Annotated in this window: 14 protein-coding genes, 1 tRNA gene, 4 rRNA genes and 1 pseudogene; 9 read left to right on the top strand and 11 right to left on the bottom strand. The window is 53.2% G+C overall.

The window, feature by feature from the left end; all coding sequences use genetic code 11:
* Positions 1-2 precede the first annotated feature (2 nt).
* The 4 genes from prmA to ABOC21_RS27715 all read left to right on the top strand — a co-directional run bounded on the left by prmA (position 3) and on the right by ABOC21_RS27715 (position 3,558).
* Positions 3-884, top strand: coding sequence for a 50S ribosomal protein L11 methyltransferase (gene prmA / locus ABOC21_RS27730; protein ID WP_426813988.1), 882 nt, complete (start codon positions 3-5; stop codon positions 882-884).
* A 358-nt stretch (positions 885-1,242) separates the two neighbouring features.
* Entirely contained in the window at positions 1,243-2,208 is a 966-nt protein-coding gene (gene dusB, locus ABOC21_RS27725; RefSeq protein ID WP_041147471.1) for a tRNA dihydrouridine synthase DusB, read from the top strand.
* A 25-nt stretch (positions 2,209-2,233) separates the two neighbouring features.
* Complete coding sequence (gene fis, locus ABOC21_RS27720; protein WP_003855228.1) at positions 2,234-2,530, top strand: DNA-binding transcriptional regulator Fis; 297 nt, start codon at positions 2,234-2,236, stop codon at positions 2,528-2,530.
* An 806-nt stretch (positions 2,531-3,336) separates the two neighbouring features.
* Complete coding sequence (locus ABOC21_RS27715; protein WP_041147475.1) at positions 3,337-3,558, top strand: lipoprotein; 222 nt, start codon at positions 3,337-3,339, stop codon at positions 3,556-3,558.
* Positions 3,559-3,802: 244 nt separating this feature from the next.
* On the opposite strand, the gene rrf (ABOC21_RS27710) is transcribed toward ABOC21_RS27715, so the two are convergent.
* From rrf (ABOC21_RS27710) to ABOC21_RS27690, 5 genes are all read right to left on the bottom strand, one after another.
* Positions 3,803-3,918, bottom strand: a 5S ribosomal RNA gene (rrf, locus tag ABOC21_RS27710).
* Between the two features lie 35 nt (positions 3,919-3,953).
* Positions 3,954-4,029, bottom strand: a tRNA-Thr gene (locus ABOC21_RS27705).
* A gap of 130 nt (positions 4,030-4,159) precedes the next feature.
* Positions 4,160-4,275 (bottom strand): 5S ribosomal RNA (gene rrf, locus ABOC21_RS27700).
* A 90-nt stretch (positions 4,276-4,365) separates the two neighbouring features.
* Positions 4,366-7,273 (bottom strand): 23S ribosomal RNA (locus tag ABOC21_RS27695).
* A gap of 203 nt (positions 7,274-7,476) precedes the next feature.
* A 16S ribosomal RNA gene (locus tag ABOC21_RS27690) occupies positions 7,477-9,016 on the bottom strand.
* The 16S, 23S and 5S rRNA genes sit together here with 1 tRNA gene alongside, the layout of an rRNA operon.
* Positions 9,017-9,486: 470 nt before the next feature.
* Here ABOC21_RS27690 and ABOC21_RS27685 point away from each other — a divergent pair.
* Positions 9,487-10,041: a gamma carbonic anhydrase family protein gene (locus tag ABOC21_RS27685; RefSeq protein WP_045854074.1), complete on the top strand. Its 555-nt coding sequence runs from the start codon at positions 9,487-9,489 to the stop codon at positions 10,039-10,041.
* Here the strand turns inward: ABOC21_RS27685 and ABOC21_RS27680 are convergent.
* Genes ABOC21_RS27680 through dprA form a run of 6 tightly spaced genes read right to left on the bottom strand, consistent with a single transcriptional unit; the run spans position 10,017 to position 13,808 of the window.
* Positions 10,017-10,274 carry a DUF1488 domain-containing protein gene (locus ABOC21_RS27680; protein ID WP_426813987.1) on the bottom strand — a complete coding sequence of 86 codons (258 nt, stop codon included), beginning with the start codon at positions 10,272-10,274 and terminating at the stop codon, positions 10,017-10,019. The genes ABOC21_RS27685 and ABOC21_RS27680 overlap by 25 nt on opposite strands.
* Complete coding sequence (gene aroE, locus ABOC21_RS27675; protein ID WP_426813986.1) at positions 10,271-11,089, bottom strand: shikimate dehydrogenase; 819 nt, start codon at positions 11,087-11,089, stop codon at positions 10,271-10,273. The genes ABOC21_RS27680 and aroE overlap by 4 nt, the downstream gene beginning before the upstream one ends.
* Positions 11,090-11,092: 3 nt before the next feature.
* Positions 11,093-11,665, bottom strand: coding sequence for an L-threonylcarbamoyladenylate synthase type 1 TsaC (tsaC, locus tag ABOC21_RS27670; RefSeq protein WP_426813985.1), 573 nt, complete (start codon positions 11,663-11,665; stop codon positions 11,093-11,095).
* Positions 11,658-12,212: a topoisomerase DNA-binding C4 zinc finger domain-containing protein gene (locus tag ABOC21_RS27665; RefSeq protein WP_426813984.1), complete on the bottom strand. Its 555-nt coding sequence runs from the start codon at positions 12,210-12,212 to the stop codon at positions 11,658-11,660. Before ABOC21_RS27665 ends, tsaC begins: the two co-directional genes overlap by 8 nt.
* A 26-nt stretch (positions 12,213-12,238) precedes the next feature.
* Positions 12,239-12,712, bottom strand: coding sequence for a DUF494 family protein Smg (gene smg, locus ABOC21_RS27660; protein WP_426813983.1), 474 nt, complete (start codon positions 12,710-12,712; stop codon positions 12,239-12,241).
* Positions 12,684-13,808 carry a DNA-protecting protein DprA gene (dprA, locus tag ABOC21_RS27655; protein ID WP_426813982.1) on the bottom strand — a complete coding sequence of 375 codons (1,125 nt, stop codon included), beginning with the start codon at positions 13,806-13,808 and terminating at the stop codon, positions 12,684-12,686. The genes smg and dprA overlap by 29 nt, the downstream gene beginning before the upstream one ends.
* Before the next feature lie 129 nt (positions 13,809-13,937).
* Here dprA and def point away from each other — a divergent pair, with 129 nt between their 5' ends.
* The 4 genes and pseudogenes from def (at position 13,938) to trkA (ending at position 18,148) form a co-directional block, all read left to right on the top strand.
* Entirely contained in the window at positions 13,938-14,447 is a 510-nt protein-coding gene (gene def / locus ABOC21_RS27650; protein ID WP_041142954.1) for a peptide deformylase, read from the top strand.
* A 14-nt stretch (positions 14,448-14,461) separates the two neighbouring features.
* A complete protein-coding gene (gene fmt / locus ABOC21_RS27645) occupies positions 14,462-15,409 on the top strand; it encodes a methionyl-tRNA formyltransferase (protein ID WP_426813981.1) in 948 nt (315 codons plus the stop codon).
* Between the two features lie 52 nt (positions 15,410-15,461).
* Positions 15,462-16,757, top strand: a complete 1,296-nt coding sequence (rsmB, locus tag ABOC21_RS27640) for a 16S rRNA (cytosine(967)-C(5))-methyltransferase RsmB (protein ID WP_426813980.1) — start codon at positions 15,462-15,464, stop codon at positions 16,755-16,757.
* Between the two features lie 13 nt (positions 16,758-16,770).
* Positions 16,771-18,148: pseudogene (gene trkA, locus ABOC21_RS27635) on the top strand (Trk system potassium transporter TrkA).
* The last annotated feature ends 135 nt before the right edge of the window (positions 18,149-18,283 follow it).

Below are 18,283 nucleotides of genomic sequence, written 5' to 3'. Positions count from 1 at the left end.
CCATGCCTTGGATCCAACTGAAACTGAACACGACCGGCGCGCACGCTGAAGAGTTAAGCGATGCGCTGATGGAGGCCGGTGCCGTCTCTATCACCTTCCAGGATACCCACGATACGCCGGTATTCGAACCGCTGCCGGGGGAAACCCGCCTGTGGGGAGACACCGACGTTATCGGCCTGTTCGACGCGGAGAGCGATATGAACGAAGTCGTCGCCATCCTTGAGCAGCACCCTCTTCTGGGCACCGGCTTCGCGCACAAAATCGAGCAGCTGGAAGACAAAGACTGGGAGCGCGAATGGATGGATAATTTCCACCCGATGCGTTTCGGCGAGCGGCTGTGGATTTGCCCAAGCTGGCGTGAAGTGCCGGATGCCAACGCGGTGAACGTGATGCTCGATCCGGGCCTCGCCTTCGGTACCGGTACCCACCCGACGACCTCCCTATGCCTGCAGTGGCTGGACGGGCTGGATCTGGCGGGTAAAACGATTATTGATTTCGGCTGCGGTTCCGGGATCCTGGCAATTGCCGCCCTGAAGCTCGGCGCGGCGAAGGCCATCGGCATCGATATCGACCCGCAGGCGATTCAGGCCAGCCGCGATAACGCCGAACGTAACGGCGTCTCAGAGCGTCTGGAGCTCTATTTACCCCAGGATCAGCCAGAGGCTCTCAGCGCCGACGTCGTGGTCGCCAACATCCTGGCCGGCCCGTTACGCGAGCTGGCTCCGTTAATCAGCGTGCTGCCCGTTACAGGCGGCCTGCTGGGCCTCTCCGGGATCCTTGCCAGCCAGGCTGACGGCGTCTGCGAAGCCTACGCCGATCGCTTTAATCTCGACCCGGTGGTTGAAAAAGAAGAGTGGTGCCGGATTACCGGCCAGCGGAAGTAAGCGCCAATGCGGCCTGCGGGCCGCATTTTTGTTTCCAGTAGCCGCCGAATGACGTCAAGAAATGGGAGCCAGATCGCATTACGAAGCGCTTTTTTGGCTACAAAAACAGCGTTTTATGCCGCCAATGAGCCTCTTTTTCTAAGAAAAATAGATAAGTTTTACGATTTTATAATTGGACACAAATTACCCACATCGAATTAACACAATGATTAATATGATAATTTATTCAACGCATTTTCGTTACCCCTGGATTCATTGATCTGTGACAGGGGATTGCTCAAAGTTTGGCCTTTCATCTCGTGCAAAAAATGCGTAATATACGCCGCCTTGCAGTCACAGTATGGTCATTTCTTAACTCATGCGCATCGGACACTACCAGCTTAGAAATCGCCTGATCGCAGCACCTATGGCTGGCATTACTGACAGACCATTCAGGACGCTGTGCTATGAGATGGGAGCAGGTTTAACCGTTTCCGAGATGATGTCCTCCAACCCGCAGGTTTGGGAGAGCGACAAGTCCCGTTTACGGATGGTGCACGTTGATGAGCCCGGTATTCGTACCGTGCAAATCGCCGGTAGCGTACCGGAAGAGATGGCCGCAGCCGCCCGTATTAACGTGGAAAGCGGCGCCCAAATTATTGATATTAATATGGGGTGCCCGGCGAAAAAGGTGAATCGCAAGCTCGCAGGTTCAGCCCTCTTGCAGCATCCCGAGCAGGTGAAGTTAATCCTGACGGCGGTCGTCAAGGCAGTGGACGTTCCCGTGACGCTCAAGATTCGCACCGGTTGGGAGCCGGAACACCGTAACTGCGTAGAGATTGCCCAACTGGCCGAAGAGTGTGGCATTCAGGCTCTGACTATTCACGGACGCACGCGCGCCTGTTTGTTTAACGGAGACGCTGAATACGACAGTATTCGGGCAGTTAAGCAGAAAGTTTCCATTCCGATTATCGCGAATGGTGACATTACTGACCCGCTTAAAGCCAGAGCTGTGCTCGACTATACGGGGGCAGATGCCCTTATGATAGGCCGCGCGGCTCAGGGAAGACCCTGGATCTTTCGGGAAATCCAGCATTATCTGGACACTGGAGAGCTGCTGCCCCCCCTGCCGCTGGCAGAGGTTAAGCGCTTGCTTTGCGCTCACGTTCGGGAATTGCATGACTTTTACGGTCAGGCAAAAGGGTACCGAATTGCGCGTAAACACGTTTCCTGGTATCTCCAGGAGCACGCTCCAAATGACCAGTTTCGGCGCACATTCAACGCCATAGAGGATGCCAGCGATCAGCTGGAGGCGTTGGAGGCATACTTCGAAAATTTTGCGTAAACAGAAATAAAGAGCTGACAGAACTATGTTCGAACAACGCGTAAATTCTGACGTACTGACCGTTTCTACCGTTAACTCTCAGGATCAGGTAACTCAAAAACCCCTGCGTGACTCGGTTAAACAGGCACTGAAGAACTATTTTGCTCAACTGAACGGTCAAGACGTTAGTGACCTGTATGAGCTGGTACTGGCTGAAGTAGAACAGCCCCTGTTGGACATGGTGATGCAATACACCCGCGGTAACCAGACCCGTGCTGCCCTGATGATGGGCATCAACCGCGGTACGCTGCGTAAAAAATTGAAAAAATACGGCATGAACTGATACTAGTCAGTTAATTGCTTGAATAAAAGGCGCTCTTCGGCATGGGGAAGCGCCTTTTTACTGCCTCGCGTTTATTCCCTTCCCGCATCCTCCCTCTGAATTAACCGATCCCTGTAATCTACCAGCAGCACGATGATGTAGCTGCCCGCTGCGCAGTATCCGCCCCTTATCCCGGCACAGGTGCTCAGACCGCACAGGATGCCCTGACGCAGGCTATCGAACAGAATGTGGGGACGGGCAACCTGATATAGAAATCCTCTGCCAGCGGCTCTGCGAGCGCTCGCTGTCATCACGGCAATGTTTCTTCGAGGCGTGTACGGGATCCGCACGGGCTTACCCTCGTCCCGGTTATCGTTCGCTCACCCAGGCACCTGTGTGCTATGAAAGAGGGCGATCCTTGAGGGGGTTGTCGGCAGCGTTATTTTGCGAGCTCAATAATGACGTTTATTTTCAACCTGGCTTATTCATAGCGACGGGCCTGTCGGCCAAAAATGCCGCTCCGATCGTCGCCTGGGCTAAGGATCTAATGAATACGGGCAAAGATTCCGCTCTTACAGTTTTATTTTAACCTATAAAAACCAATACGTTACATTAAGTAATTATAAAATCGACCGCCACCGGATTTATTTCATTATTTTGTTCTGCATTTTTTCTACGCAATTCCCTGCTTATCTCCATGATATTTACGTAGCTCATAAATTGAGATGATTTCCTTTATCCAGCCTCCGTATTAGCGATGGTAAAATAGGCTATTCCGTCGTGTATCTCACCCGATGCAGTAAAACGGATTATTCAGAGGTAATATCATGAAGAAATTTATTTTAGTGACGCTGCTGGCAACTCTACTCGCCGGCTGCGCGCATGACTCTCCCTGCGTGCCGGTCTATGATTCTGAAGGCAGGTTAGTTCATACCAATACCTGTATGAAAGGCACGACTCAGGATAACTGGGAAACGGCAGGGGCAATTGCCGGCGGTGCGGCGGCGGTGGCTGGATTAACGCTGGGGATTGTAGCGCTGACCCGTTAATCCCGGTCGGTCCAGTGGCCGGCGGCACTCCCCAACGAGGAGTAGAACAAGAAAGGGCCTGGTCGAGAGACCGGGCCCTTTTTGCGTGGACGGCAGGTTATAAAGAGTGATCTATGAGCGCAAATCCGGTGCGCGCTGGAATTTTTGGCCGTTCTTCAACAGTTTAGGCCGCCGTTGTTCAGTAAGCGAAAGCAGACAAGCAAAAAGGCCCAGTCTTTCGACTGGGCCTTCTGCTTTATTTGATGCCTGGCAATTCCCTACTCTCACATGGGGAGACCCCACACTACCATCGGCGCTACGGCGTTTCACTTCTGAGTTCGGCATGGGGTCAGGTGGGACCACCGCGCTCTCGTCGCCAGGCAAATTCTTTAAAATACTTTATCTAGCTTAAAAACTGGTGCTGATACCCAGAGTCGAACTGGGGACCTCACCCTTACCAAGGGTGCGCTCTACCAACTGAGCCATATCAGCACGCTTAATTTGGTACCGGGCAATAACTCTTCGGGCCGTTGCTCCGCAACGTTCAAAGCATTCGCTTTTGTCCTACTCTCTGTCGAGTAGTGAACTGCCTCAAAGATCAGTGCCATACTGCTAATTTGATGCCTGGCAGTTCCCTACTCTCACATGGGGAGACCCCACACTAGCATCGGCGCTACGGCGTTTCACTTCTGAGTTCGGCATGGGGTCAGGTGGGACCACCGCGCTACTGCCGCCAGGCAAATTCTGTTTACCAACACGCCACAAGGCCTGTCAGCTAATCTGTATCAAGCTGATTATCGTCTCACGCCAAAACAGCTTCGGCGTTGTAAGGTTAAGCCTCACGGTTCATTAGTATCGGTTAGCTCAACGTATCGCTACGCTTACACACCCGACCTATCAACGTCGTCGTCTTCAACGTTCCTTCAGGACTCTCAGGGAGTCAGGGAGAACTCATCTCGGGGCAAGTTTCGTGCTTAGATGCTTTCAGCACTTATCTTTTCCGCATTTAGCTACCGGGCAATGCCATTGGCATGACAACCCGAACACCAGTGATGCGTCCACTCCGGTCCTCTCGTACTAGGAGCAGCCCCCCTCAATTCTCCAGCGCCCACGGCAGATAGGGACCGAACTGTCTCACGACGTTCTAAACCCAGCTCGCGTACCACTTTAAACGGCGAACAGCCGTACCCTTGGGACCTACTTCAGCCCCAGGATGTGATGAGCCGACATCGAGGTGCCAAACACCGCCGTCGATATGAACTCTTGGGCGGTATCAGCCTGTTATCCCCGGAGTACCTTTTATCCGTTGAGCGATGGCCCTTCCATTCAGAACCACCGGATCACTATGACCTGCTTTCGCACCTGCTCGCGCCGTCACGCTCGCAGTCAAGCTAGCTTATGCCATTGCACTAACCTCCTGATGTCCGACCAGGATTAGCTAACCTTCGTGCTCCTCCGTTACTCTTTGGGAGGAGACCGCCCCAGTCAAACTACCCACCAGACACTGTCCGCAACCCCGATCAGGGGCCCACGTTAGAACACCAGCCATTAAAGGGTGGTATTTCAAGGATGGCTCCATGCAGACTGGCGTCCACACTTCAAAGCCTCCCACCTATCCTACACATCAAGGACCAGTGTTCAGTGTCAAGCTATAGTAAAGGTTCACGGGGTCTTTCCGTCTTGCCGCGGGTACACTGCATCTTCACAGCGAGTTCAATTTCACTGAGTCTCGGGTGGAGACAGCCTGGCCATCATTACGCCATTCGTGCAGGTCGGAACTTACCCGACAAGGAATTTCGCTACCTTAGGACCGTTATAGTTACGGCCGCCGTTTACCGGGGCTTCGATCAAGAGCTTCTCCCTAAGGATAACCCCATCAATTAACCTTCCGGCACCGGGCAGGCGTCACACCGTATACGTCCACTTTCGTGTTTGCACAGTGCTGTGTTTTTAATAAACAGTTGCAGCCAGCTGGTATCTTCGACTGACTTCAGCTCCACGAGCACGTCGCTTCACTTACCATCAGCGTGCCTTCTCCCGAAGTTACGGCACCATTTTGCCTAGTTCCTTCACCCGAGTTCTCTCAAGCGCCTTGGTATTCTCTACCTGACCACCTGTGTCGGTTTGGGGTACGATTCGTTGTTACCTGATGCTTAGAGGCTTTTCCTGGAAGCAGGGCATTTGTTACTTCAGCACCGTAGTGCCTCGTCATCACACCTCAGCGTTAAAAAGGTTCCGGATTTACCTGGAGCCTCCGCCTACATGCTTAAACCGGGACAACCGTCGCCCGGCTAACATAGCCTTCTCCGTCCCCCCTTCGCAGTAACACCGAGTACAGGAATATTAACCTGTTTCCCATCGACTACGCCTTTCGGCCTCGCCTTAGGGGTCGACTCACCCTGCCCCGATTAACGTTGGACAGGAACCCTTGGTCTTCCGGCGAGCGGGCTTTTCACCCGCTTTATCGTTACTTATGTCAGCATTCGCACTTCTGATACCTCCAGCAACCCTCACAGGCCACCTTCAACGGCTTACAGAACGCTCCCCTACCCAACAACGCATAAGCGTCGCTGCCGCAGCTTCGGTGCATGGTTTAGCCCCGTTACATCTTCCGCGCAGGCCGACTCGACCAGTGAGCTATTACGCTTTCTTTAAATGATGGCTGCTTCTAAGCCAACATCCTGGCTGTCTGGGCCTTCCCACATCGTTTCCCACTTAACCATGACTTTGGGACCTTAGCTGGCGGTCTGGGTTGTTTCCCTCTTCACGACGGACGTTAGCACCCGCCGTGTGTCTCCCGTGATAACATTCTTCGGTATTCGTAGTTTGCATCGGGTTGGTAAGTCGGGATGACCCCCTAGCCGAAACAGTGCTCTACCCCCGAAGATGAGTTCACGAGGCGCTACCTAAATAGCTTTCGGGGAGAACCAGCTATCTCCCGGTTTGATTGGCCTTTCACCCCCAGCCACAAGTCATCCGCTAATTTTTCAACATTAGTCGGTTCGGTCCTCCAGTTAGTGTTACCCAACCTTCAACCTGCCCATGGCTAGATCACCGGGTTTCGGGTCTATACCCTGCAACTTAACGCCCAGTTAAGACTCGGTTTCCCTGCGGCTCCCCTATTCGGTTAACCTTGCTACAGAATATAAGTCGCTGACCCATTATACAAAAGGTACGCAGTCACACCCCGAAGGATGCTCCCACTGCTTGTACGTACACGGTTTCAGGTTCTTTTTCACTCCCCTCGCCGGGGTTCTTTTCGCCTTTCCCTCACGGTACTGGTTCACTATCGGTCAGTCAGGAGTATTTAGCCTTGGAGGATGGTCCCCCCATATTCAGACAGGATACCACGTGTCCCGCCCTACTCTTCGAGTTCACAGTATGTGCATTTTAGTGTACGGGAGTATCACCCTGTACCCTGCGACTTTCCAGACGCTTCCACTAACACATAAACTGATTCAGACTCTGGGCTGCTCCCCGTTCGCTCGCCGCTACTGGGGGAATCTCGGTTGATTTCTTTTCCTCGGGGTACTTAGATGTTTCAGTTCCCCCGGTTCGCTTCGTTAAGCTATGTATTCACTTAACGATAGTGTGTCGAAACACACTGGGTTTCCCCATTCGGAAATCGCCGGTTATAACGGTTCATATCACCTTACCGACGCTTATCGCAGATTAGCACGTCCTTCATCGCCTCTGACTGCCAGGGCATCCACCGTGTACGCTTAGTCGCTTAACCTCACAACCCGAAGCTGTTTCGTAAAACAGTCGCGTTGCGAAAATTTGAGAGACTCGAACACACTTAACAGTGTGTCGTTTCAATTTTCAGCTTGATCCAGATTTTTAAAGAGCAAAATTTCACAATGCACTTAACAGTACATTTTGAAATTTATCATTCATCAGACAATCTGTGTGAGCACTACAAAGGCAGGTTCTTTCAGGTAAGGAGGTGATCCAACCGCAGGTTCCCCTACAGTTACCTTGTTACGACTTCACCCCAGTCATGAATCACAAAGTGGTAAGCGCCCTCCCGAAGGTTAAGCTACCTACTTCTTTTGCAACCCACTCCCATGGTGTGACGGGCGGTGTGTACAAGGCCCGGGAACGTATTCACCGTGGCATTCTGATCCACGATTACTAGCGATTCCGACTTCACGGAGTCGAGTTGCAGACTCCGATCCGGACTACGACATACTTTATGAGGTCCGCTTGCTCTCGCGAGGTCGCTTCTCTTTGTATATGCCATTGTAGCACGTGTGTAGCCCTGGTCGTAAGGGCCATGATGACTTGACGTCATCCCCACCTTCCTCCAGTTTATCACTGGCAGTCTCCTTTGAGTTCCCGGCCGGACCGCTGGCAACAAAGGATAAGGGTTGCGCTCGTTGCGGGACTTAACCCAACATTTCACAACACGAGCTGACGACAGCCATGCAGCACCTGTCTCACGGTTCCCGAAGGCACTAAAGCATCTCTGCTGAATTCCGTGGATGTCAAGACCAGGTAAGGTTCTTCGCGTTGCATCGAATTAAACCACATGCTCCACCGCTTGTGCGGGCCCCCGTCAATTCATTTGAGTTTTAACCTTGCGGCCGTACTCCCCAGGCGGTCGACTTAACGCGTTAGCTCCGGAAGCCACTCCTCAAGGGAACAACCTCCAAGTCGACATCGTTTACAGCGTGGACTACCAGGGTATCTAATCCTGTTTGCTCCCCACGCTTTCGCACCTGAGCGTCAGTCTTTGTCCAGGGGGCCGCCTTCGCCACCGGTATTCCTCCAGATCTCTACGCATTTCACCGCTACACCTGGAATTCTACCCCCCTCTACAAGACTCAAGCCTGCCAGTTTCAAATGCAGTTCCCAGGTTGAGCCCGGGGATTTCACATCTGACTTAACAGACCGCCTGCGTGCGCTTTACGCCCAGTAATTCCGATTAACGCTTGCACCCTCCGTATTACCGCGGCTGCTGGCACGGAGTTAGCCGGTGCTTCTTCTGCGAGTAACGTCAATTGCTGAAGTTATTAACCTCAACACCTTCCTCCTCGCTGAAAGTACTTTACAACCCGAAGGCCTTCTTCATACACGCGGCATGGCTGCATCAGGCTTGCGCCCATTGTGCAATATTCCCCACTGCTGCCTCCCGTAGGAGTCTGGACCGTGTCTCAGTTCCAGTGTGGCTGGTCATCCTCTCAGACCAGCTAGGGATCGTCGCCTAGGTGAGCCGTTACCTCACCTACAAGCTAATCCCATCTGGGCACATCTGATGGCATGAGGCCCGAAGGTCCCCCACTTTGGTCTTGCGACGTTATGCGGTATTAGCTACCGTTTCCAGTAGTTATCCCCCTCCATCAGGCAGTTTCCCAGACATTACTCACCCGTCCGCCACTCGTCACCCGAGAGCAAGCTCTCTGTGCTACCGTTCGACTTGCATGTGTTAGGCCTGCCGCCAGCGTTCAATCTGAGCCATGATCAAACTCTTCAATTTAAGTTTGATGCTCATGAATTAAACTTCGTAATGAATTACGTATGTTCACTCAGAGACTTGGTATTCATTTTTCGTCCGAAGACGTTAAGAATCCATGTCACTTTGAGTGCCCACACAGATTGTCTGATAAATTGTTAAAGAGCAGTACAACGCGGCTTTCGCTCACCGTTGCGAGGTGGCGTATAATACGCCTTCCTCTTGCAGAGTCAACCCTTTAATTCAGGATTTTTCTCTTCCGACCCGGCTATCTGCTGTGAAGTGATTCACATCCGCCGTGTCAGTGGGAGCGCATTATAGGGATCCCATTTTATTGCACAAGTCTTTTATCGATCTTTTTTTCCATATGATGTTTTTTTGCCCTTTTCGCAGCGTTATTGTTCGATCTGCTCAGTTTTTACCACAATAAAGGGTTGCAGGCGGCGGAGAAAGCAACCAAAGTCTTCGCACGACCCTGAATTATCGAGGTAAGCATGTCCGCAAATTTACGCCCCTATAAAGATTTATTCCCACAAACAGGCCTGCGCGTGATGATCGATGCCACCAGCGTAGCGATCGGCGATGTCAGGATGGCTGATGATGTCAGCATCTGGCCGCTGGTTGCCATTCGCGGCGACGTTAACTATGTGCAAATTGGTCCTCGCACCAATATCCAGGACGGTAGCGTGCTGCATGTCACCCATAAATCATCCTATAACCCACAGGGGAATCCCCTGATCGTTGGCGAAGATGTCACCATCGGCCATAAAGTGATGCTGCACGGCTGCACTATTGGTAACCGGGTGCTGGTCGGGATGGGATCAATTCTGCTGGATGGCGTAGTAATAGAGGATGACGTCATGATTGGTGCCGGTAGTCTGGTACCGCAAAATAAGCGATTGGCAGGCGGCTATCTTTATTTTGGCAATCCGGTAAAACAAATCCGCCCCCTGACGGAGGCGGAAATAGCGGGGCTGATCTATTCAGCAAATAACTATGTGAAATGGAAGAACGATTACCTGGATCAGGAAAACCAAACCCAGCCCTGATCGTCTTCCTGCCGATCGCGGATCATCTCATCCGCCTCTTCTTCCAGATCCCAGCGATGTTCGCGAAATGCAGCCAGCCAATGCGCTGGCTCTTTTCCACCAAACCGTTTCTCTAGCGTTATGCTGCTCATTGCACAAGTCAGCTGCATACCATGAACCAAGGCGGGAAAAGTAATGCACTGTTTTTCAGCATCCCACTCTTCCCTGTCAGGAAACTGAATCGCCTGGTTCATGGATTCAATTCCTTATGCAAGATTTGAATCACCGGGGTAATGTCTGGCAGTACGCCATGCCACAGCAGAACGGCATGAGCGGCCTGGGCCACCAGCATACCTAAACCATCAGCGCACTGTTTCGCCCCATGCTGCTGGCACCAGATCAGAAACGGCGTACTGCCCTGCTGATAAAACATGTCGTAGCAATAGACGTGCGTGTTAATTAATGAAGCGGGTATCGCAGGGACCTCACCGCCAATACCGCTGGAGGTCGCATTAATAATAAGATCGAACTCATGTTCAGCCAGCGCATCCATTTCCAGCGCACGAATACTGCCGGTATGCGAAAACAGCGCCGCCAGTTCATGCGCGCGGGAGCTGGTACGATTGACAATCGTCACGGCGCAATCGAGGGACAGAAGCGGTAACAGCACGCCTCGCGATGCGCCTCCCGCCCCGATAAGCAGGACACGAATGCCAGGTTTAATGAAACCGAGCCGCTCCAGATCGCTCAATAGCCCGATGCCATCGGTGTTATCCCCCAGCAAACGGCCATCTTCCAGACGTTTGAGGGTATTCACGGCCCCGGCCAGCGCGGCCCGCTCGGTGAGTTCATCGGCGCGAGCGAACGCTTCTTCTTTAAACGGAACGGTAACGTTGGCGCCTAACCCCCCTTCATTAAAGAAGGCATTCAGGGTACTGATAAATTCATCCCGTGGCGCCAGGATACGCCCGTAGGGATGTGCAATCTGCAGCTGCTGCGCAAAAAGCCGATGGATGGCTGGCGATTTGCTGTGGGCGATCGGATTTCCAAAGACTGCGTAGCTTTCCATCACTTACCCCTGGCGAAACAGTTCGCCCGAGAGGGCGTCGCGAATTTCAGACGGATTCTGACGGCCGCCGGTGACCCCATTAACCACCGGAAAATCGGCGCCAAACTGGGCGTGAACTTCAGCCGTGGTACGGCAGGGAGGCTGACCGGATAAATTCGCACTGGTCGAGACCAGCGGTTTTCCATAGGCCTCGCATAGCTCCACCACCAGCGGGTGATCGGTAACCCGTACCGCCAGCGAGTCAAAGCGCCCGGTCAACCAGCGTGGGGTGGTTTTACGCGCCGGGAAGACAAACGTCACCGGTCCTGGCCAGCAGCTAAAAATCGCCGCCAGCTGCGCCGCGCTAAGCTGAGAATCATCTATATAAGGGCGTAACTGTTCAAAACTGGCGGCGATAAGAATCAGGCCTTTCTCGACCGGCCGCTGTTTGAGGTCCAGCAGGCGCATAACGGCGGTTTCGCTGTCAGGATCGCAGCCAACGCCAAAAACGGCTTCTGTGGGATAGGCTATGACGTGTTCATTATTCAGAACTGCCACTGCATGGGTGACGGCTTCTGATTGCAGGTTATTATTCACTGATTTGTTCCGCCGATATCGGCTTTCCACATTGTTTACTGGCACAAAAGCGTTTAACGCCCTGCGCGGTTTTCTTTTCAATTAATAGCGGATAGTGGCATTCAGGACACTCGCACGCTATCGGTTTGAAGTTAATGACGAACTGGCAATCGGGGTAGCGATCGCAGGAGTGAAAAGTTTTGCCGAAACGAGAGCGACGCTGAACTAAATGCCCCTGACCACACTGCGGGCACGCGATAGCCGTTTCATCAGGCTTATCAATAAGTTCAGTATGCTGACATTGCGGATAGCTGCTGCAGCCAATAAACATACCGAAGCGTCCCTGGCGTAGCACCATCACGGCGCCACAGGATGGGCACTCCTGTCCCTCCAGCACTTTAACGATATGTCCGTCTGCCTGACTTTTCAGGGGACGGACGTAGTTACAGTCCGGATAGTGCGAACAGCCAAGAAACGGTCCATGCTTCCCGGAGCGGATTACCAGTTCAGCCCCGCACTGTGGACAGGGCTCATTTTTACGCACCTGAAACAGTGCTGATTTGGTCATAAATACTCGACGTTGCTGCAAAAAGATTAATGCAGCATACCTTCATTTACCTCGAAGAGTAATTCTTCCATCTGCTGGTAGGCGTTTTCACAGCCCGGAATATTAAACAGCACCATCAGGATCACCCATTTAAGGTCTTCCAGTTCGAACTCTGCCGTATCCAGCGCCAAAACGCGCTCTATTACCATTTCTCGCGTTTCGAGGTTCAACACCTGAATTTGCTCAAGGAATAATAAAAATCCTCGGCAACTAGCATCCAGACGCTGACACTCTTCTTCGGTGTAAATCCGTAAAGAGAGTGGGTCAGAAGCCAGCTGCATGGGCTCGACAAGGCCTTCCTGATAGTCAGCCAGTTTCTCGAGCCACATCAGCGCGTTGTAAATATCTTCCCGTTCAAAACCGGCGTCGGTGAGATCCCGAGTCAGCTTATCCTGGTCTACGCGCATTTCTGCTTCGTTATGGATGTAAGTCTCAAACAAATACATGAGTACGTCGAACATGGCTTGCCCTCCTTAATCGGACATAGCCGCCGGGTACAGCTGCGATCCAGCCTGCTAACTCCAGTTCAAGTAGCTGAGCTACGGTCACTGGTACAGATTGGCCGGCACGTTCAGCGACAACGTCAACAGGTGTTACCTCATCTCCTACGTTAGCCAGGAGCTCAGGAAATGGCAATGCTACGGGGGGACGATCCGTGCAATTATTTATGTCGTATGGCGTATCACCCAGCCATAGCAGTTCATGCTGCCAGTATTCGACGATATCCTCGGGCGCCGTGACGGGGACAGCTCCCTGTTTGATAAGCCAGTGCGGCCCCTCTGAACCCGGGCTGCCTATCGGCCCGGGCAGCGCAAACACCTCTCTTCCCTGTTCAAGCGCGCAGCGAACGGTAACCAACGAGCCGCTTCTCAATGCGGCCTCAACAACCAATACCCCAATACTTAAGCCGCTGATAATCCTATTACGGCGAGGGAAATTTCCCGGTAATGGCGGCGTGGCAAGAGGGAACTCCGAAAGCAGCGCCCCTCCGCTATCCACAATCTGGCTTGCTAAAGCGGCATGCCGACGCGGGTAAATATCGCCTAACCCATTCCCGAGCACCGCAACGCTTTTTCCATTCGCGGCAAGCGCGCCGCGATGGGCCACGCCGTCAATACCAATCGCCAGACCGCTGGTAATCGTAATGCCATAGCGTGCCAGGGCTTCGCAGAACACTCTCCCCCAGCGTTCACCGTACCAGGAATGCGCGCGGCTCCCGACAACCGCTAGCTGCCGGCTGTGCAAAATAGCGAGGTCCCCCTTAACCAGAAGCGCGCCGGGATAATCAGCGGCTGCGCGCAGCTGCGGTGGATAAAGAGGAGTGTCGGCCGACAGCAGATGATGTTCTGGCTGTTCCAGCCATTCCAGAGTGGCGTCGATATCCCGCTGGCCAAAGGTCAAAAACTGCCTCGACTGCGCCGCACTCAGGCCGCAGAGACGTAAAACTTCGCTATTAAGCCCGGCTGCAGCGCCTATCCGGCGAGCGGCGTTCACCATCGCCTCACCATACAGGCCGTTGACCCTCATCAGGCGTAGCCAAATCTCTGCGGGTACCATCCATACTCCCCTGCCATAAGCGGCTTTAACAATCCTTGCGATTGGACAGTGAGACTGTCAATTAGAGGGGGTTTTGTCTAGAATAGAGGTAATAATCTTATCCACTCCTGAATACGACTCTGGATCTTTATGGCAGTTTTGCAAGTGTTACATATTCCGGACGAGCGCCTTCGCAAAGTCGCCGAGCCGGTAAAAGAAGTCAATGCAGAAATTCAGCGTATCGTCGATGATATGTTCGAGACGATGTACGCGGAAGAAGGTATTGGTCTGGCGGCAACCCAGGTTGATATCCATCAGCGCATTATTGTTATTGATGTGTCGGAGAACCGTGAAGGTCAGCTGGTGTTAATTAACCCTGAACTGCTGGAAAAAGACGGTGAAACCGGTATTGAAGAGGGCTGCCTGTCCATTCCGGAACAGCGTGCGCTGGTACCACGTGCCGAAACCGTGAAAATCCGCGCGCTGGATCGCGAAGGCAAGCCATTCGAACTGGATGCAGACGGCCTGCTGGCCATCTGTATTCAGCATGAAATGGATCATCTGGTAGGCAAACTGTTCATCGATTATCTGTCGCCGCTCAAACAACAGCGCATTCGTCAGAAAGTTGAAAAACTGGATCGTTTGCGTACGCGTGCCTGAGGACAAAGATTAACGTGTCACAATCATTACGTATTATTTTTGCGGGTACACCCGATTTTGCAGCGCGTCATCTTGACGCGCTGTTGTCGTCTGAGCACCAGATCGTTGGCGTTTTTACTCAGCCCGATCGCCCCGCTGGCCGCGGTAAAAAGCTCATGCCGAGCCCGGTAAAAGTGCTGGCTGAAGCTAACAATTTGCCGGTCTTCCAGCCGGCATCCCTGCGTCCACAGGAAAACCAGGAGCTGGTCTCCTCGCTTAATGCCGATGTCATGGTCGTCGTCGCGTATGGGCTGATTCTGCCCAAACCGGTTCTGGATATGCCGCGTCTTGGCTGTATTAACGTCCACGGTTCTCTTCTGCCTCGCTGGCGCGGCGCCGCCCCCATTCAGCGCTCTCTATGGGCCGGCGATACGGAAACAGGCGTAACGATTATGCAGATGGATGTCGGTCTCGATACCGGCGATATGCTGTATAAGCTCTCCTGCCCGATCGCCGCAGAAGATACCAGCGCCAGCCTGTACGACAAGCTGGCCGACCTTGGCCCGCAAGGGCTGCTGAACACCCTGGCTCAGTTAGCTAACGCAACCACTCAACCTGAGGCCCAGGATGAAGCCTTAGCCACCTACGCTGAGAAGCTCAGCAAAGAAGAAGCCCGTATTGACTGGTCGCTTTCTGCCGAACAGCTCGAACGGTGTATTCGCGCCTTCAATCCGTGGCCGATGAGCTGGCTGGATATTGACGAACAGCCGGTGAAGGTTTGGCAGGCATCGGCTATCGCCGAAACAAGTTCAGCTGAACCAGGCACCATTGTGGCTGCCAGCAAGCAAGGTATTCAGGTGGCAACCGGCGATGGCATTCTGAATCTGGAATCCCTGCAGCCGGCGGGCAAAAAAGCGATGAGTGCCCAGGATTTGCTCAATTCTCGCCGGGAGTGGTTTATCCCAGGTAACCGTCTTTCCTGACGGTAGTCACTTCTAAAGCCCGGATCTACCGGGCCTTTTTATTTTCACGGTTATGAAAAAAAATCTTAATTTACGTAGTCTGGCGGCCCAAGCCGTTGAACAAGTTGTCGAGAAGGGGCAGTCGTTAAGCAACGTTCTGCCGCCGTTGCAGCAGAAAGTCGGTGAAAAAGATAAAGCGCTGCTGCAGGAGCTGTGCTTTGGCGTCCTGCGCACCCTGAGTCAGATGGAATGGCTGATCAATAAGCTGATGGCTCGCCCGATGACGGGAAAACAGCGTACCGTTCACTACTTAATTATGGTCGGCTTTTATCAGCTGCTGCACACCCGTATCCCCGCCCATGCGGCGCTGGCGGAAACAGTTGAAGGTGCGATAGCTATTAAGCGTCCGCAGCTCAAAGGGCTGATCAACGGCGTGCTGCGCCAGTTCCAACGCCAACAGGAAGAATTGCTTAACGAATTCGCCGAAAGCGACAGCCGCTTCCTGCACCCCGCATGGCTACTCAAACGCATCCAAAAAGCCTGGCCGCAGCAGTGGCAGGCCATTGTGGATGCCAACAACCAGCGTCCACCGATGTGGCTACGCGTTAATCGCAACCACCACTCGCGCGATGAATGGCTGGCGCTCCTTGAAGAGGCGGGCATGCAGGGGTTCTCTCACCCGGACTATCCGGATGCCGTCCGTCTGGCGACGCCGGCGCCTGTACATGCCCTGCCCGGCTTTGAGCAGGGCTGGGTCACCGTTCAGGATGCTTCCGCCCAGGGTTGTATGCGCTATCTGACCCCGGAAAATGGTGAAAGGATCCTCGACCTTTGCGCCGCGCCCGGCGGTAAAACAACCCATATTCTGGAAGTCGCGCCGCAGGCCAGCGTACTGGCAGTCGACATCGATGATCTGCGGTTATCCCGCGTCTACGACAACCTGAAGCGTCTGGGGATGAAAGCTCAGGTAAAACAGGGTGACGGCAGATATCCAATGCAGTGGTGCGATGATGAAAAATTCGATCGTATTCTGCTCGATGCGCCCTGCTCTGCAACTGGCGTCATTCGCCGCCATCCGGATATTAAATGGCTGCGCCGCGATCGCGATATCGCGGAGCTGGCGCAGCTTCAGGCTGAGATTCTTGATGCTATCTGGGAACATTTAAAACCCGGCGGCACCCTGGTCTATGCGACCTGCTCAATTCTGCCGGAAGAGAATAGTCAGCAAATTGCGGCATTCCTGACGCGCACGCCTGACGCAGAACTTAGCATTAGCGGGACGCCTGAGCAGCCTGGACAGCAAAATCTGCCCGGCGCGGAAGAGGGTGATGGGTTCTTTTACGCTAAGCTGATCAAACATCGGAAATAATGGATCGCTGCTGATGAAGATTATTATTCTGGGCGCCGGACAGGTTGGCGGAACTCTCGCGGAAAACCTCGTCGGAGAGAACAATGATATTACCCTGGTCGATACCAACGGTGACCGCCTGCGCAGCCTGCAGGATAAGTTTGACCTGCGTGTTGTTCAGGGGCATGGCTCTCATCCGCGGGTACTGCGCGAGGCCGGAGCCGATGATGCAGATATGCTGGTTGCCGTCACCAGACTCTGATGAAACCAATATGGTGGCCTGCCAGGTCGCCTATTCCCTGTTTAATACGCCTAATCGCATTGCCCGTATTCGTTCTCCGGACTACGTGCGTGACGCCGATAAGCTTTTCCACTCAGAAGCCGTGCCGATTGACCATCTCATCGCGCCGGAACAGCTTGTTATCGACAATATTTACCGTCTGATTGAGTATCCAGGCGCGCTGCAGGTCGTAAACTTTGCCGAAGGGAAAGTGAGTCTGGCGGTTGTTAAAGCCTACTACGGTGGTCCGTTGGTAGGCAACGCGCTCTCGACGATGCGTGAACACATGCCGCATATCGACACGCGCGTGGCGGCTATTTTCCGCCACGATCGCCCTATCCGGCCCCAGGGTTCCACCATTGTTGAAGCCGGCGATGAAGTGTTCTTTATCGCCGCATCTCAGCATATCCGCGCCGTAATGAGCGAGCTGCAGCGCCTGGAGAAGCCCTATAAGCGCATCATGCTGGTTGGCGGCGGAAATATCGGCGCGGGTCTGGCTCATCGGTTGGAAAAAGACTATAGCGTGAAGCTAATTGAACGCGATCAGCAGCGCGCCGCCGAGCTGGCGGAAAAGCTACAAAACACCATCGTCTTTTATGGTGACGCCTCGGACCAGGAGCTTCTCGCAGAAGAGCATATTGATCAGGTCGACCTCTTCATTGCCGTTACCAATGATGACGAAGCCAATATCATGTCGGCAATGCTCGCCAAGCGGATGGGCGCCAAAAAGGTCATGGTGCTTATCCAGCGAAAAGCCTACGTCGATCTGGTTCAGGGCAGCGTTATTGATATCGCTATCTCCCCGCAACAGGCGACCATTTCAGCGCTGCTCAGCCATGTTCGTAAAGCCGATATCGTTGGCGTCTCTTCCCTGCGCCGCGGCGTAGCTGAAGCGATCGAAGCCGTCGCCCACGGGGATGAAAGCACCTCACGGGTCGTGGGTCGTTCGATCGATGAGATCAAGCTCCCCCCGGGGACGATCATTGGCGCCGTGGTTCGCGGAAATGACGTGATGATCGCCAATAATAATTTACGTATTGAGCAGGGCGACCACGTAATCATGTTTCTGACCGACAAAAAATTTATCTCCGATGTCGAACGTCTGTTCCAGCCAAGCCCTTTCTTCCTGTAATTTATTTGGGCGCCGGTAACGCGCCCATGTCCATTAACCTTTATTTAGAAATGGATAATATTTTTATGCAATTATTCAACAATAATGGAAAATGGAAATACATTTGATAAACTTATCTCTGTCAGCTGGTTCAAG

This window comes from Klebsiella sp. WOUb02 (genome assembly GCF_050058015.1).
In the GTDB taxonomy this organism is placed as follows: Bacteria; Pseudomonadota; Gammaproteobacteria; order Enterobacterales; family Enterobacteriaceae; genus Klebsiella.
The sequence above is the reverse complement of the archived record's forward strand: the minus strand, read 5'-3'. Positions and strand labels throughout refer to the sequence as shown.

Coding starts and splice junctions, on each gene's coding strand:
- rsmB (WP_426813980.1), top strand. CDS start 15,462: ATGAAAAAAAATCTTAATTTACGTAGTCTGGCGGCCCAAGCCGTTGAA.
- ABOC21_RS27715 (WP_041147475.1), top strand. CDS start 3,337: ATGAAGAAATTTATTTTAGTGACGCTGCTGGCAACTCTACTCGCCGGC.
- dusB (WP_041147471.1), top strand. CDS start 1,243: ATGCGCATCGGACACTACCAGCTTAGAAATCGCCTGATCGCAGCACCT.
- dprA (WP_426813982.1), bottom strand. CDS start 13,808: ATGGTACCCGCAGAGATTTGGCTACGCCTGATGAGGGTCAACGGCCTG.
- fis (WP_003855228.1), top strand. CDS start 2,234: ATGTTCGAACAACGCGTAAATTCTGACGTACTGACCGTTTCTACCGTT.
- aroE (WP_426813986.1), bottom strand. CDS start 11,089: ATGGAAAGCTACGCAGTCTTTGGAAATCCGATCGCCCACAGCAAATCG.
- ABOC21_RS27665 (WP_426813984.1), bottom strand. CDS start 12,212: ATGACCAAATCAGCACTGTTTCAGGTGCGTAAAAATGAGCCCTGTCCA.
- prmA (WP_426813988.1), top strand. CDS start 3: ATGCCTTGGATCCAACTGAAACTGAACACGACCGGCGCGCACGCTGAA.
- smg (WP_426813983.1), bottom strand. CDS start 12,712: ATGTTCGACGTACTCATGTATTTGTTTGAGACTTACATCCATAACGAA.
- def (WP_041142954.1), top strand. CDS start 13,938: ATGGCAGTTTTGCAAGTGTTACATATTCCGGACGAGCGCCTTCGCAAA.
- ABOC21_RS27680 (WP_426813987.1), bottom strand. CDS start 10,274: ATGAACCAGGCGATTCAGTTTCCTGACAGGGAAGAGTGGGATGCTGAA.
- ABOC21_RS27685 (WP_045854074.1), top strand. CDS start 9,487: ATGTCCGCAAATTTACGCCCCTATAAAGATTTATTCCCACAAACAGGC.